Genomic DNA, 13992 nt, shown 5'->3' on the forward strand with positions numbered 1-13992 from the left:
CGGCGGGCAGCGAGATGTTGCCCGATCCGGCGGCGACGTCGAGCACCCGCGTGCCCGGCCCGATACCCGCTGCGGCGGTCCCAGGCGCGGGCGGCGGCGCTGGGGCTGACTCTCGACTACCGCGAGGCCAATGCGCACGCACTGCCGTTCGGCGACGGCGAGTTCGACGCCGTGATCTCGGCGATCGGCGTGCAGTTCGCGCCCGACCACCGGCGCGCCGCCGACGAGCTGGTGCGGGTTTGCCGGCCGGGCGGGACGATCGGCGTGATCAGCTGGACTCCGGAGGGCTTCTTCGGCCGGATGCTGGCCACCATCAGGCCCTACCGGCCGAGCCTCTCGCCCGCCGTGTTCCCCGCCGCGCTGTGGGGCCGCGAGGGCTACGTCGCCGGGCTGCTGGGTGACCGGGTCTGCCACGTCACGACGCTGCGACGCAACCTAAGGGTGAACCGGTTCGACACCCCCGAGGACGTACACGCGTACTTCAAGCACCACTACGGCCCGACGATCGAGGCGTACGCCAACATCGGCCACAACCGGGTGCTGGCCGCCGAGCTGGACGCGCAACTCGTCGAACTCGCGCGCCGATACCTGCGTGACGGCGGCATGTCGTGGGAGTACCTGCTGGCCACCGCCGAACGGCGGTGAACCTGTTACAGATCGAGGTCGGCGTCCAGGTGGACGTCGGGCTCGCCGCCGGCGGCAGTGAACGCAGTCAGGGCCCGCACCAGCCCGTGGCGCTCCGGCGACGGCATCTTCTCCACGATGGTCGCAATCTCGGCGCGCCGGTACGCGGTGACCCGGCGGACAACCTCGCGTCCACGCTTGGTCAGCGCGGCGAGCAGCTCGCGACGGGAGGTGGGATGCGGCAGGCGGTCGATCAGCCCGGCGGCGACCAGCCGGTCGACCATCCGGCCCGTGGCCGACGGCTGCACACCCAGCAGGCTGGCCAGCGTGGCGAGGTTGACCGGCCCCCGATTGGACAGGATCACCAGGGTCCGGAACTGCGGAATGGTGATGGTCTCGTCGACCTGGCTGATCGAGCGCGCCGAAATGGCCACCAGCAAACGGGAGGCGGTCAGCAGCGCGTCGGTGATCACGTCCAAAGACTCGTCCGCTGCCGTCGAGTTGTCCGCCACCATCGCGCCCCTCCTCCGGACATGCTCCCGGTCCACCAGCAAAGCGTTGGAAGTGTAACAGCCTTCCAATGTCGAGCTCAGAGATTGTTTCCCACGAATACTATCGCCACAACGCAGATTCGGCGTTATCCGATGTGCAGCGGATCGATCTGCACCCGCACGGGCTCATGGTCCTGCCTCGCGCTGAGCACGCCGACGGCGCTGCGCAGGGCGGCCGCGAGCGCCAGGCCCTGCGCCCGCTGGACGCGCACCAGCATGCGGGTCACCGGCGCGCCGGCGGGGGTGCCGGCCGGGCGGCGCACGCCCGACGGCAGGTCCACCGGGCCCAGCAGGTCGGCGCGGAAATCCTCCCGGTCGGGCAGCCGGGCCTGTTGGAGCAGCGCCGCGACGGCGCCGGCCGTGCCGTCGACCGCGGCGATGTGCACGCTGGGCGGCAGACCTACCTCGGCCCGCGCCATCAGTTCGGCCTCCGCGTGCCCCACCGGATCCCAGCGGATCAGCGATTGCACTGTGGGAATGGAGGATTCGGCGACCACCATCACCACGCCGCCCTCGCCGCGGGCGCGCACCAGCGCGGCGGCGCTCATCCAGCGCCACAGGGCGTCCTCGGCGGCGCGCAGGTCTTGCCGGCCCAGCAGCGCCCAGGTGTCCAGCAGCAGGGCGGCCCCGTACCCGTCCGTCGCGCGGGGCTCGGCGCCGGGGGTGGCGACCACCAGGGCCGGGCGGGCGGCGACCTCCGCCACGACGGCGTCGCCCGCCGAGGTGACGACCGGGGTGCCGGCGAACGCGCGGCCGAGTTCCTCGGCGGTGCGGCGGGCGCCGACGACGACCGCGCGCACCGCGTCCGACCCGCACCCCGCGCAGCGCAGCGCCGGTTCGGCGCGACCGCACCACCGGCACACGGCGCCAGGCCCCCGCTCCTGCAGCGCCAGCGGACCGGTGCACTGCCGGCATCGGGCGATGGCACGGCAGCGCCCGCAGGCCAGCGACGGGACGTACCCGCGCCGGGGGACCTGCACCAGCACCGGCGCCCCGGCCTGAAGCGACGAGCGGGCGGCGCGCAGCGCGATGGACGGAATGCGCGCGGTGCGCGCCGCCGGGTCGCGTTCGTCGGCGTAACCCGTGTCGTCCAGGGCGATCACCCGCGGGGTACGGGCCCGCACCACCGGCCGCGCGGCGACGATGTCGTGCGCCCATCCGCTGCGCACCAGCGCCTGGGCCTCGGCGGTCCGCGCGTAGCCGCCGATGAGCGCCGCGCAGCGGGCCTGGTGCGCGCGCAGCATCGCCACCTCCCGGGCGTGCGGATACGGCGCCCGCGGCTCGGCAAGGCTGTCGTCCGCGTCCGCCCACACCATGACCAGGCCCAGGTCGCTCAACGGCGCGAACACCGCGCTGCGGGTGCCGATCACCAGGCGCGCTCTGCCGCGCAGCGCCGCCAGCCACCGCCGGTAGCGCGCGGCCGGGCCCAGGCCCGCCGACAGCGCCACCACGCACTCCTTGTCGATCCGCGTCGTCGCCGCCGCCCAGAGCGTGTCCAGGTCCCGCTGGTCGGGCACGATCGCCAGCGCCGACCGTCCCGTCCGGATGGTCTGGGCGGCGGCCTCGACGAAGCGGTCCGCCCAGGGCTCACCGGGCAGCGCCTGCCAGACGGCCCGCGCGGCACGGGATTCGGCGAGCGCCCCCAGGAACTGCCCGCCGCGGCCGTAGGCCTGCCACGCCGACGGGTCGACGGCCGCCGGAAGCGGCGGCGCGGGCAACGCGAGCGTCGCCGCGGGCTCCCGCTCCACCCGGGCGTGCCGGGCCGGCACCGCCAGGCGCAGCACGTCGGGCCGGGTGCCGGCGTAGCGCGCGGCGACCGCGTCGACCAGGCGCCGGATCTCCCGCGTCAGCACCGGTTCGGCCGACACGACGCGATCGAGCCAGCCCAGCTTGCCGGTGTGGTCGGTGTCGTTGCGGCGCTCCAGCAGGAACCCGTCGACCAGCCGGCCGTGGAACCGCACTCGCACCCGGACACCCGGCTGGGCGTCGTCGGACTGCTCGGCCGACACCAGGTAGTCGAATTCGCGGTCCAGGTGCGGCACCGAGAGCATGGGCAGCACTCGGGCGATCGGCTCGACCTCGGGAGTTGCCTTGCCAGCCAACGGGATCGACAACTAGCCTTCGTCGGGCTCGGACTCGTAATCCGACTCGTACCCCGTCTCGTACTCGTACTCGTAGTCGGTTTCGTAATCCGGTTCCTCGCGCCCGAAGAAGAACCCGGCCGTGATCAAGACCTGGGCGGCGGCGTACAACCACCAGATCGGGACCGCCAGCGCGTCGTTGTACAGGATGAACCGGCCGATGGCGATCATCGTGTCCGACGCCGCAAAACACACCGCCCCCACCGCGGTCCAGATCGTCGGCAGGTCGGCCAACAGCGCCATGCAGACCATCGCGGTCAGCACGATCATGTAGAGCGTCACCGGAATGGTGAGCTTGTCGCGGGCCAGGTGCGGCCAGAACCACGTCAGCAACGACAGCGAGACCAGACACATGAAGGCGACGGCGGCGAGGCGCACCCGGGAGGTGCGGGCCAGCGGAATCAGGGCACCCAGGAAACACAAGTGCGCCAACAGGAATGCGGCCAGCCCCAGCCCGAACGACATCGTCCACCACGGGATCGCCAACAGCCAGTCGCCGACGGCCGACATCAGCAGCGCGGGCATCAGCCAGCGTCGCTCGCGGACGATGGGGTGCGCCGCCGCGGCGACGGTCAGCAGCAACGCCATCGACGCCTTGAACAGCGGCTGCAGGATCCAGTGCCCCGTCAATGGCGTTCCCGGCGGCGACCGCAGGGCGACCACGGTCAGGTAGACCCCATAGGCGAGGCCCGCCCAGCCGGCCAGCACCCAACCGCCGGACACCAGGCGAGGTGCGTACGGTACTTCCATGCCCAGCTTGGACACGGCCGAGGAAAACCCTGAAAAGCCTGGTATCGACCCCATCCTGCTGAAGGTACTGGATGCGGTTCCGTTCCGGCTATCAACCGACGATGGTGTCGCCGCGGCGCGGCAGCGGTTCCGCGACCTGCCGCGCCGGCCGCTGCACCCCGAGTTGCGGGTCGAGGACCGCGCCATTCCGGGTCCGGCGGGCGCGATCGGCATCCGGATCTATTGGCCCTCGGCCGATCCCGGGCACGCCGCGCCCGTGGTGCTGTTCTTCCACGGCGGCGGCTGGGTCGTGGGCGACCTCGATACCTACGACGGCACGGCCCGCCAGCACGCGGTGGGCGCCGACGCGATCGTGGTGTCCGTCGATTACCGGCTGGCACCCGAGCACCGCTACCCCGCCGCCGTCGAAGACGGTTGGGCCGCAACGTTGTGGCTGGCCGAGCACGGCGCCGAGCTCGGCGCCGACACCACGCGGATCGCGGTCGCCGGGGATTCGGCCGGCGGGAACATGGCGGCCGTGCTCGCGCAACGGAGCCGCGACGAGGGCGGCCCACCGCTCGCGTTCCAGCTGTTGTGGTACCCCGCGACGATGTGGGACGCGTCGCTGCCGTCCTTCACCGAAAACGCCACCGCGCCGATCCTCGACGCGAAGGGCGTCGCCGCGTTCTCGCGTTGGTACGCAGGCGAAGTCGACCCGGCGGATCCGCCGCCGGGCATGGCGCCCGGGCGGGCGAAAAACCTGGCCGACCTGCCGCCGGCCTACATCGGCGTCGCAGGCCACGATCCGCTGCGCGACGACGGCATCCGCTACGGCGAGCTGCTGGCCGCGGCCGGCGTCCCGGTCGAGGTGCACAACGCGGAGACGATGGTGCACGGCTTCCTGGGCTACGCCGGGGTGGTGCCCGCCGCCACCGCCGCGCAGGACAAGGGGCTCGCGGCATTGCGGAATGCCCTGCATTAACGGCCGGGAAGCGTACGGTGAACGCATGATTGAGCCGACCGTCGCCCGACCGGGCATCGATCCGACTTTGAAGGCGCTGCTCGACATGTTCCCGATGACCTTCAACGCCGCCGACGGCGTCGAGGTCGCGCGATCGAGGCTGCGTCAGCTTAAGGTGCCCCCGGAACTGCTGCCGGACATCCGGACCGAGGAGCGAACCATCGATTACGGCGACCTGACCGACATTCCGGTTCGGATCTACTGGCCGGCCGACGACGCCGGGGCGCTGCCCGTCGTCGTCTTCTACCACGGCGGCGGGTTCTCACTCGGCGACCTGGAGACCCACGACCCGGTCGCGCGCGCCCACGCCGTCGGCGCCGAGGCCATCGTGGTGTCGGTCGACTACCGGCTGGCCCCCGAGCATCCCTTCCCCGCCGGCGTGAACGACTGCTGGGCCGCGCTGCAATGGGTCGCCGAGAACGCCGCCGAATTGGGGGGCGACCCGGATCGCATTGCGGTGGCCGGGGATTCGGCGGGCGGCAACCTCGCCGCGGTGATGGCCCATCTGGCCCGGGACAACGGCGGCCCGAACCTGGCCTTCCAGCTGCTGTGGTACCCGACCGTCACCGCCGACCTGTCGCTGCCGTCGCACACCGAGAACGCCTACGCGCCCATCCTGGACCGCGACGTCATCGAGGCCTTCCTGTCCTGGTACCTGCCCGACCTCGACATCACCGACCCGAAGGCCCTACCCATCACGCTGGCTCCGGCCAACGCCGACGATCTCTCCGGTCTGCCGCCCGCCTTCATCGGGACCGCCGAACACGATCCCCTGCGCGACGACGGCTCCCGCTACGCCGAGCTGCTCAACGCCGCCGGCGTGCCCGCCGAACACAGCAACGAGCCCGACATGGTGCACGGGTACGCCAGCTTCTCCCTGGTCATCCCCGCCGCCGCCGAGGCCACCGACCGCGGGCTGGTGGCGCTGCGCAAGGCGCTGCACGGTTAGCGCGAATAGTCGCTGGGCGCAACGCCGTACCAACGCCTGAAGGCGTGCGAGAACGTCGACACCTCGGTGTAGCCCAGCCGCGTCGACACCTCCTCCACGGTCAGCCCGACGTTGCGCAGCAGGTCCACCGCCACGGTGGAGCGCGCCTCGTTCAGCAGGGCCCGAAACGACGTGCCCTCCTCGGCCAGCCGCCGGCGCAGCGTGCGCGGGTGCATATCGAGTTCGCCGGCGACATCGGGAAGCGTTGGGAACACGCCGGAATCGCGGAACAGCTTGCTGCGCACCAGCGCGGTGATGCCGCGGCGGCTCTCGCTGTTCTGCATCAGCACGTCGCACTGCGCCATGCACATCTCCAGCGTGTGGCGGTCGGCCTGCGGCAGCGGCTCGTCGAACATGGCGCGCGGGAAATGCAACCGGTTGTGCGCTCGGCCGAACCTGACGTCGTGCACCGGCACCAGCTCGAGCAGCGGCCGCAGCAGCTCCTCGTCGACCGCCAGCTCCGCCGTCACCTCCTCGGCATATTTCTCGGCCACGGCCATCGCGAAACTTGCTGTGGTCGAGATGATTCCGGCGATGTCGCGCTCGATGAAGAAGCCCCGCACGTCGGCGGGCAGGTGGCTGGCGTCCAGTTCGATCACGCAGTCCTTGGCGGTTTCGAACAGCGTCAGGCGGATGTGCATGGTGGTGAGCGCGAAGTAGCGCATCGCGATGGAAAACAGTTCGCGAAGGGTGCCGCACGACATCACGGCAAACCCGAACAGCCCCAAGTGGGTCAGCGTGGACCGGCTGCCGACGTCCACGCCGATGCCCCGGTGATCCGGGACGCGGGCCAGCAACCGGCGCACCGCCGCGATCTCGTCGACCGCGCTCACCATGGCGTCCGGCTTGTCGAGGTCGGCCGGCTCGATCGCGGTGCCCGCCAACACGTCGGCCGTCGAAACCCCGCGCTCGTTGGCCACCTCGCACAACACCCGGGTCGCGTGCACCGGGTGGCTCAGCGTCGGAGGGTGTGCCATCGCGTGTCCTAAAATCCCAACTCCCTGTCCGATAATCTCATTACTAGCCGTCCGCGTCATCCATACAGTTGAGTCATGGCGACCCTCAGCGCGCAGCGCCCGGCCGCGGGACCGGCCACCCGGCTGAACTCCTGGACGATGACCCGCGAGGCCCTCACCATCGGATTCGACGTGAGCAACGGGTTCATGGGCCGGGTGCGTGGCAGTGACATCGCCCGATTCCGTTGCGCCGGAAGGCGATTCGTTTCGATAAGCCACCCCGACTACGTCGACCACGTGCTGCACGGCGCCCGCCTGAAATACGTCAAGTCGAACGAATACGAGCCGATCCGGGCCACCGCGGGCATCAACCTGCTGACCGACGAGGGCGATTCGTGGGCGGCCCACCGCGGCGTGTTGAACCCGACCTTCGCCCGGCGCCACCTCAACGGCATCGTCGAGTTGATGATCGACCCGATCACCGGCGTCACCGACGCGCTGGAACCCGGCGCGCGGTTCGACATCCACCAGACGATGGTCGAGGCGACGCTGCGGGTGGTCGCCAATTCCCTGTTCAGCCAGGACTTCGGGCCCCTGGTGCAGAGCATGAACGACCTCGCGACGCGCGGGCTGCGGCACGCCGAGCGGCTGCAGCGACTCGGGCTGTGGGGGCTGATGCCGCCCCCGGTCTACGACGCGCTGCACCGGTTGGCGTTCTCGGGGGTCCGTATGCCACCGCCGTTGCGCGACATGCAGGACATCACGCTGACCCTCGACCGCGCGGTCAACGACGTGATCGACCACCGATTGCGCCACCCGAGCGAGTCCCCCGACCTGCTCAACGTGCTGCTGCGCGCCGACGGCGGAAGTTGGCCGCGCCAGCGGGTGCGCGACGAGGCCCTGACGTTCATGCTGGCCGGGCACGAAACCACGGCGAACGCGATGTCGTGGTTCTGGTACCTGATGGCGCTGCACGCCGACGCCCGCGACCGGATGCTCGCCGAGATCGACGAGGTGCTGGGCGCGCGCCGCCCCTGCGCCGAGGACCTGGGGCGGCTGCCCTGGACCACCGCGTGCCTGCAGGAGTCGCAACGCTACTTCTCCGCGGTGTGGATCATCGCGCGCCGGGCCATCGAGGACGACGTCATCGCGGGACATCGCATCCGGCGCGGCACCACCGTCGTCATCCCCATCCACCACATCCATCGCGACCCGCGCTGGTGGCCCGACCCCGAAACGTTCGACCCCGACCGGTTTTACCGGCCGACGGACCGGCCGCGCTCCGCGTATCTGCCGTTCGGCGGCGGTCGGCGCATCTGCATCGGGCAGAGCTTCGCCCTGATGGAGATGGTGCTGATGGCGGCGATCATGAGTCAGCGCTTCACCTTTGACCTCGCGCCCGGCGCCGCGATAGAACTCGAGGCAACGCTGACCCTGCGGCCCAAGCGCGGGGTGCCCGTCATCGGAAGCAGGCGCGCATGAGCTCACCAGGTTGCATGACCCCGGACTACGAGACCCTGATCGTCGGCGCCGGATTCTCCGGCATCGGCGCCGCGATCAAGCTGGACAAGGCGGGCATGTCCAACTATCTCGTGATCGAGGCCGGCGACGGGGTCGGCGGCACCTGGTACTGGAACACCTATCCCGGCATCGCCGTGGACATTCCGTCGTTCTCCTATCAGTACTCGTTCGAGCAGAGCCCGCGCTGGTCGCGGACCTACGCGCCCGGCAACGAGCTCAAGGCGTACGCCGAACACTGCGTCGACAAGTACGGCATCCGGTCGCGAATCCGGTTCAACACCAAGGTCCTCGCCGCCGAGTTCGACGACGAAAACCACCTGTGGCGGGTGCAGACCGATCCGGGCGGGGAACTCACGGCCCGGTTCCTGATCAGCGCCTGCGGCGTGCTGACCGTGCCGAAGCTGCCCGACATCGACGGCGTGGACTCCTTCGCCGGGGTCACCATGCACACCGCGCGCTGGGACCACCAGCAGGACCTCACCGGCAAGCGCGTCGCGATCATCGGCACCGGCGCCTCGGCCGTACAGGTCATCCCCGAGATCGCGCCGGTCGTCTCGCAGCTCACCGTGTTTCAGCGGACCCCGATCTGGTGCTTCCCCAAGTTCGACGTGCCACTGCCCGCCGCCGCGCGCTGGGCGATGCGGATGCCCGGGGGCAAGGTCGTCCAGCGGCTGCTGAGCCAGGTTTTCGTCGAGCTGACGTTCTCGCTCGCGGCGCAGTACTTCACGGTGTTCCCGCTCGCGCGCAGGATGGGGTCGGCCGGCAAGCGCTATCTGCGCCAGCAGGTCAAAGATCCCGTGCTGCGCGACAAACTCACCCCGCGCTACGCCGTCGGCTGCAAGCGACCCGGCTTCCACAACGACTACCTGGCCACGTTCAACCGCGACAACGTGCGGCTGGTCACCGAGCCGATCGACAAGATCACGCCCGCCGCGGTCGCCACCACCGACGGCGAGGCCCACGAGGTGGACGTGCTGATACTGGCGACCGGCTTCAAGGTGATGGACACCGACAACGTGCCCACCTTCTCGGTCACCGGGAGCGGCGGGGTGTCCCTGAGCCGGTTCTGGGACGAAAACCGCCTGCAGGCCTACGAGGGCGTGAGCGTCCCCCGATTCCCCAACCTGTTCACCGTTTTCGGCCCCTACGGCTACGTCGGCTCGTCGTATTTCGCCCTAATCGAGACGCAGACGCACCACATCGTGCGCTGCCTCAAACGTGCCCGGCGCGACGGCGCGACCCGCGTCGAGGTGACCGAGGAGGCCAACGCCCGGTACTTCGCCGAGATGATGCGCAAGCGGCACCGGCAGATCTTCTGGCAGGACAGCTGCAAGCTGGCCAACAGCTACTACTTCGACAAGAACGGCGACGTCCCGCTGCGTCCGGCGACCACGCTGGAAACCCAATGGCGTAGCCGGCATTTCGACCTCGACGACTATCGCTTCACCGCGTGATGTGTCAGGCGCGCCCCTGCAGGATCCCCTCGATGTTGCGCTCCGCGAGCGCGGTGATGGACATGAACGGGTTGCAGCCCAGGTAGCCGGGCAGCAGCGACGCGTCGTTGACGTACAGCTTGTCGTAGCCCTTCACCCGGCCGTAGCCGTCGGTGGCCCTGCCCCGGACCACGCCGCCCATCGGGTGAACGGTGTTGGGCGCGAACGCCGTTCCCTCGAAGAGGTCGTCGCGGTAGTCCACGCCATTGGCCTGCGTCACCTTGTCGAAGACGAACCGGGCCTTCTCACGCAGGTGATCCGTGTGGCCCTCCGGCCAGTCAATCGCGATCGAGTCTTTCGTCCGGTCGTAGGTGATCTCCGCGCGATCGCCGGTGCGCACCATGACGTAGTAGCCCAGCGCGAGCGTCTCCACGGGAAGCGGAAGCGAGAACATGCTGGCGTACACCGGGTTGTCGGGATCGTCGCGGCCGTCGAGGTTGATCATCCCCAGCAGGGACTGCTGGGTGCCGGCCGGGTCGCCGGGTTGCAGCATGTGGGAGACCATGATGTCCCCGTTGTTCCCGTATCCGCGGCCGATCTCGTCGTTCAGGTGGGGCAGCGTCCCGCGCTCGCGGGCGCGCAGCAACAGCTCCGTGGTGCCGAGCACGCCGGCGCCCAGATGCAGCTGGTCACAGCCGATTTCCGCGCGAGCGAGCTCCTTGCCGAACCGGTCGATCTCGCGGGTGGACACCACGTATTCGCCCGAGCGCTCGCGCCGGATGCCGGTCACCTCGGTGAGCGGCTTCAGGGTGGCGTTGCCCGTCGCCAGTGCGGCCGCGATGTAGGTCGCATCGACGCTGCCGACCCGCCCGTAGTTGTTGCCGTACTGCTGCTCGAAATTCAATGCCGAGCGCGGAACCCGTTCGGCCTCTTCGGATTTCATGTAGTCGAACGAATACGCGCTGCCGTTGTAGTCCACCTTGTAGCCGGCCGCTTCGGCGTACTGCCGTCCGACCCTGGCGTACTGGAACCACGGCGTCTGCTCGAACCAGTCCATGTCGCGGTAGCTGATCCGCAGCATGGACTTGGCGCGTTCGATGTAGGTGCCCAGGAACGCGCCGGGGTCGATGTCCGGGAAGGCGGTGCGAACCTGGTCCGGCGTCGGGATCGCGGCGATCGCGGCGTTGACCATCGAGCCACCGCCGACGGCCGTCCCGCGGAACACCGTGTGCGCGCCGTGGACCGCCTTGTCGCAGATTCCGGCCTGGACCGGCTGCGTGGACGGCGTGTGCTGGGCCACCTGGGCGATCGACACGCCCCGATACGACGGGACGAGGCTGGGCGGGACCGACGTGAACCACCCCGCGCGGTTGTCCGCGGGCACCATCCGCGAAAAGCGCTTGCCGTCCGCGTCTTGGGTGTTCCACCACCTACCCTTCTCCAGGATCAGCGTCTGGATGCCGGCCTGGGCGAGGCGCAGGGCCGACACCCCGCCGCCGTACCCGCTGCCGACCACAATGGCCTGGTAGTGGGGCCGCAGGGCGGCGGTTGCGGAGGCGTTCCGGATGCCGAACTCCACCGCCCCCGCGCCGAGGGCGCCGGCCGTGACGCCCGCGGCGGCACCCAGGAAGCGTCTCCGCGAGAAAGCCATTTACTAGGCCACCTCTCCGATCGTGCGGGTTTATAACGAACTGTGATTTAACTAACCTGGCTATAAGCATACCTTCGGTACGTTAAATACGCTACTGTACGTATCCATGACAGGTTTTCCGCTGCGAATTGGACTTCCTGCATGTTCTGGTACGGATGTGCCATTCCGGGCGGCGGGCTGGACGAAGCCCAAGCGATACCTCTGGCTGCTCGCGGCGGCCGTCCCGGCGCTCCTGTTCCCGTCCTGGCTGGCGGTGCGCATCACCGGGCTCGGCGTGTTCTGGTGGACCGTTCCCATCCTGGCGTTCGTGATCATTCCCATCGTCGACCATCTGGTCGGGCCCGACTCGCAGACCCCCGGCGAGAGCGTGCTGGCCTGGCTGGCGACCGACCGGTTTTACCGCTGGGCCACCTACCTCTACCTGCCCAACCAATACCTGTCACTGGTCTTCGCCTGTTGGCTGTGGAGCGGCGGCGGTTGGCTCGCAATGGGTTTCGTCGACAAGCTGGGGCTGATGACGACCGTCGGCCTCATCGGCGGACTGGCCATCAACGCCGCCCACGAATTGGGGCACACGCGCGAGCGATCCGAACGACGATTGAGCAAGGTCGCGCTCGCACAGACCTGCTACGGGCATTTCTACGTCGAACACAACCGCGGACACCACGTCCGGGTGGCGACCGCCGAGGACCCCGCCAGCGCCCGATTCGGCGAGGGCCTCTACACGTTCCTGCCCCGGTCGGTGACCGGGGGCCTGCGCTCCGCCTGGCGCCTCGAGGCGGCCCGGCTGGCCGGGATGGGCAAACCTCGCTGGACGCTGGACAACGACATACTGAATGCGTGGCTGATCAGCGGCGCGCTCTTCACGGTGCTTTCGGTATGGTTCGGTCCCGTCGTGCTGCCGTGGCTGATCGTCCAGGCGATCGTCGGCTTCAGCCTGCTCGAGACGGTCAACTACATGGAGCATTACGGGCTGCGACGCCAGCTGCTGCCCAACGGCCGCTACGAACGAGTCCGCCCGGCGCACAGCTGGAACAGCAGCACGGTGATCACCAACGTGCTGCTCTTCCACCTGCAGCGTCATTCCGACCATCATGCGAACCCGCTGCGTCCCTACCAGGTGCTTCGCCACGTCGATGACGCACCGCAGCTGCCCAGCGGCTACAGCGCCATGCTGCTGCTGGCGCTGATCCCGCCGCTGTGGCGGCGGGTGATGGATCCCCGGGTGCTCGACTTCTACGGCGGCGACATCAGTTTGGCCGCGCTAAAACCCGGCGACAGCGCGGGGCCGACGACGCTACGCTTTCCCGCGTGGCAAAAGAGTTTTCGCGCATCGATGAGTCGCTGACCGATTTCATTTCGGATCAGGCCGTATTCTTCGTCGCCACGGCGCCCTCCGAGAGCGGCCGAATCAACCTCTCCCCCAAGGGCTATCGCGACACCTTCGCGGTGCTGGACGAGCACACCGTCGCGTACGTCGATCTGTTCGGCAGCGGCGTCGAAACGATCGCCCACCTGCGCGACAACGGGCGCATCACGATCATGTTCTGCTCGTTCACCCGCAACTCGCGGATCCTGCGGCTGTTCGGCACCGGACGCGTCGTGCGCCCGGATGACGCCGAATTCGCGGACCTGCTAACGCGTTTCGGCGATCCGCACGCCGGCATCCGCGCCGTCATCGTCGTCGACGTCGAACGCATCGCCGACGCCTGCGGGTTCGCGGTGCCCTACTACGAGCTCGTCGACGAGCGGCCGGTGCTCGACGCGCACCACACGCGGGCCTCCGACGAGAAGTTCGCCAACCTGGTCAACCGCAACCGGCGCAGCATCGACGGGCTGCCCGGGCTGGACGCCGACCACCCGCTGCCCCGACCGTAACGCTTTACCTGCTCCGACCGATGTTGAGCAGGCGGGGGTGACGGAAAGGGACCGACGATGTCGTTTGTGTTCGTCACACCGGAGCTCGTCAGTGCGGCCACAACGGAAATGGCCGGCATCGGGTCGACGATCAGCGCCGCCAACGCCGCCGCGGCCGTCCCGACCACTCAGGTGCTGGCCGCCGGCGCGGACGCGGTGTCGGCGGCCGTCGCGTCGGTGTTCTCCGGCCATGCCCAGGCCTATCAGGCGCTGAGCGCGCAGGCGGCGGCGTTTCATCAGGGGTTCGTGCAGAACCTGGCCGCGAACTCCGCGGCGTACGCCGGCGCCGAGGCGCAGAGCCTGTTGGGGCTCGGCAACAGCAACCTGGGCGGCGGCAACAACGGCAACAGCAACGTGGGCGGCGGCAACGTCGGCGAAGGCAACCTCGGCGCCGGCAACCTCGGGGACGGCAACGTCGGCAACGGCAACTGGGGCAGCTCCAACGTGGGCATGGGGAACC

General features: G+C 69.6%; 13 protein-coding genes. 8 read left to right on the top strand and 5 right to left on the bottom strand.

Features of this window, described 5'->3' with window-relative positions; genetic code table 11:
- The coding region (locus tag A5706_RS00495; protein WP_156766886.1) for a class I SAM-dependent methyltransferase at positions 1-645 on the top strand (645 nt) is incomplete at its 5' end.
- A 5-nt stretch (positions 646-650) separates the two neighbouring features.
- Here A5706_RS00495 and A5706_RS00500 read toward each other — a convergent pair.
- From A5706_RS00500 to A5706_RS00510, 3 genes are all read right to left on the bottom strand, one after another.
- Complete coding sequence (locus tag A5706_RS00500; protein ID WP_068126001.1) at positions 651-1139, bottom strand: MarR family winged helix-turn-helix transcriptional regulator; 489 nt, start codon at positions 1137-1139, stop codon at positions 651-653.
- 122 nt (positions 1140-1261) lie between these two features.
- On the bottom strand, positions 1262-3226 hold the full coding sequence (locus A5706_RS00505; RefSeq protein ID WP_068126019.1) for a primosomal protein N': 1965 nt from the start codon (positions 3224-3226) through the stop codon (positions 1262-1264).
- A 63-nt stretch (positions 3227-3289) separates the two neighbouring features.
- Positions 3290-4066 carry a lysoplasmalogenase gene (locus A5706_RS00510; RefSeq protein WP_082964103.1) on the bottom strand — a complete coding sequence of 259 codons (777 nt, stop codon included), beginning with the start codon at positions 4064-4066 and terminating at the stop codon, positions 3290-3292.
- On the opposite strand from A5706_RS00510, the gene A5706_RS00515 reads away from it, so the two are divergent.
- A complete protein-coding gene (locus A5706_RS00515) occupies positions 4065-5027 on the top strand; it encodes an alpha/beta hydrolase (protein ID WP_068126003.1) in 963 nt (320 codons plus the stop codon). The two genes, A5706_RS00510 and A5706_RS00515, sit on opposite strands and share 2 nt — an antisense overlap.
- Positions 5028-5052: 25 nt before the next feature.
- Complete coding sequence (locus A5706_RS00520) at positions 5053-6015, top strand: alpha/beta hydrolase (RefSeq protein WP_068126005.1); 963 nt, start codon at positions 5053-5055, stop codon at positions 6013-6015.
- Here the strand turns inward: A5706_RS00520 and A5706_RS00525 are convergent.
- The gene (locus A5706_RS00525) at positions 6012-7031 is read right to left on the bottom strand and encodes an AraC family transcriptional regulator (RefSeq protein WP_068126007.1); all 1020 of its coding nucleotides are present in this window, start codon (positions 7029-7031) and stop codon (positions 6012-6014) included. The genes A5706_RS00520 and A5706_RS00525 overlap by 4 nt on opposite strands.
- Positions 7032-7106: 75 nt before the next feature.
- Here A5706_RS00525 and A5706_RS00530 point away from each other — a divergent pair, with 75 nt between their 5' ends.
- Together A5706_RS00530 and A5706_RS00535 are read left to right on the top strand one after the other, a co-directional pair.
- Entirely contained in the window at positions 7107-8492 is a 1386-nt protein-coding gene (locus A5706_RS00530) for a cytochrome P450 (RefSeq protein WP_068126010.1), read from the top strand.
- Between the two features lie 14 nt (positions 8493-8506).
- A complete protein-coding gene (locus A5706_RS00535; RefSeq protein WP_068126011.1) occupies positions 8507-9985 on the top strand; it encodes an NAD(P)/FAD-dependent oxidoreductase in 1479 nt (492 codons plus the stop codon).
- Between the two features lie 4 nt (positions 9986-9989).
- Here the strand turns inward: A5706_RS00535 and A5706_RS00540 are convergent, their stop codons facing one another.
- The gene (locus A5706_RS00540) at positions 9990-11615 is read right to left on the bottom strand and encodes a GMC oxidoreductase (RefSeq protein ID WP_068126013.1); all 1626 of its coding nucleotides are present in this window, start codon (positions 11613-11615) and stop codon (positions 9990-9992) included.
- A 157-nt stretch (positions 11616-11772) separates the two neighbouring features.
- Between A5706_RS00540 and A5706_RS00545 the strand changes: the two genes are divergently transcribed.
- From A5706_RS00545 to A5706_RS00555, 3 genes are all read left to right on the top strand, one after another.
- A complete protein-coding gene (locus A5706_RS00545; protein WP_068126015.1) occupies positions 11773-12963 on the top strand; it encodes an alkane 1-monooxygenase in 1191 nt (396 codons plus the stop codon).
- Positions 12927-13493: a pyridoxamine 5'-phosphate oxidase family protein gene (locus A5706_RS00550; RefSeq protein WP_068126017.1), complete on the top strand. Its 567-nt coding sequence runs from the start codon at positions 12927-12929 to the stop codon at positions 13491-13493. The genes A5706_RS00545 and A5706_RS00550 overlap by 37 nt, the downstream gene beginning before the upstream one ends.
- A 57-nt stretch (positions 13494-13550) precedes the next feature.
- Positions 13551-13992, top strand: a 442-nt coding sequence (locus tag A5706_RS00555; RefSeq protein ID WP_156766888.1) for a PE family protein, incomplete at its 3' end; no start/stop codon positions are given.

It is taken from the genome of Mycobacterium sp. E796, from assembly GCF_001672815.1.
Classification (GTDB): Bacteria; Actinomycetota; Actinomycetes; order Mycobacteriales; family Mycobacteriaceae; genus Mycobacterium.

What these genes read in the sequence shown, in the direction of transcription:
- A5706_RS00515 (WP_068126003.1), top strand. Translation starts at nt 4,065, where the DNA reads ATGCCCAGCTTGGACACGGCCGAGGAAAACCCTGAAAAGCCTGGTATC.
- A5706_RS00525 (WP_068126007.1), bottom strand. Translation starts at nt 7,031, where the DNA reads ATGGCACACCCTCCGACGCTGAGCCACCCGGTGCACGCGACCCGGGTG.
- A5706_RS00540 (WP_068126013.1), bottom strand. Translation starts at nt 11,615, where the DNA reads ATGGCTTTCTCGCGGAGACGCTTCCTGGGTGCCGCCGCGGGCGTCACG.
- A5706_RS00510 (WP_082964103.1), bottom strand. Translation starts at nt 4,066, where the DNA reads ATGGAAGTACCGTACGCACCTCGCCTGGTGTCCGGCGGTTGGGTGCTG.
- A5706_RS00535 (WP_068126011.1), top strand. Translation starts at nt 8,507, where the DNA reads ATGACCCCGGACTACGAGACCCTGATCGTCGGCGCCGGATTCTCCGGC.
- A5706_RS00520 (WP_068126005.1), top strand. Translation starts at nt 5,053, where the DNA reads ATGATTGAGCCGACCGTCGCCCGACCGGGCATCGATCCGACTTTGAAG.
- A5706_RS00530 (WP_068126010.1), top strand. Translation starts at nt 7,107, where the DNA reads ATGGCGACCCTCAGCGCGCAGCGCCCGGCCGCGGGACCGGCCACCCGG.
- A5706_RS00500 (WP_068126001.1), bottom strand. Translation starts at nt 1,139, where the DNA reads ATGGTGGCGGACAACTCGACGGCAGCGGACGAGTCTTTGGACGTGATC.
- A5706_RS00505 (WP_068126019.1), bottom strand. Translation starts at nt 3,226, where the DNA reads ATGCTCTCGGTGCCGCACCTGGACCGCGAATTCGACTACCTGGTGTCG.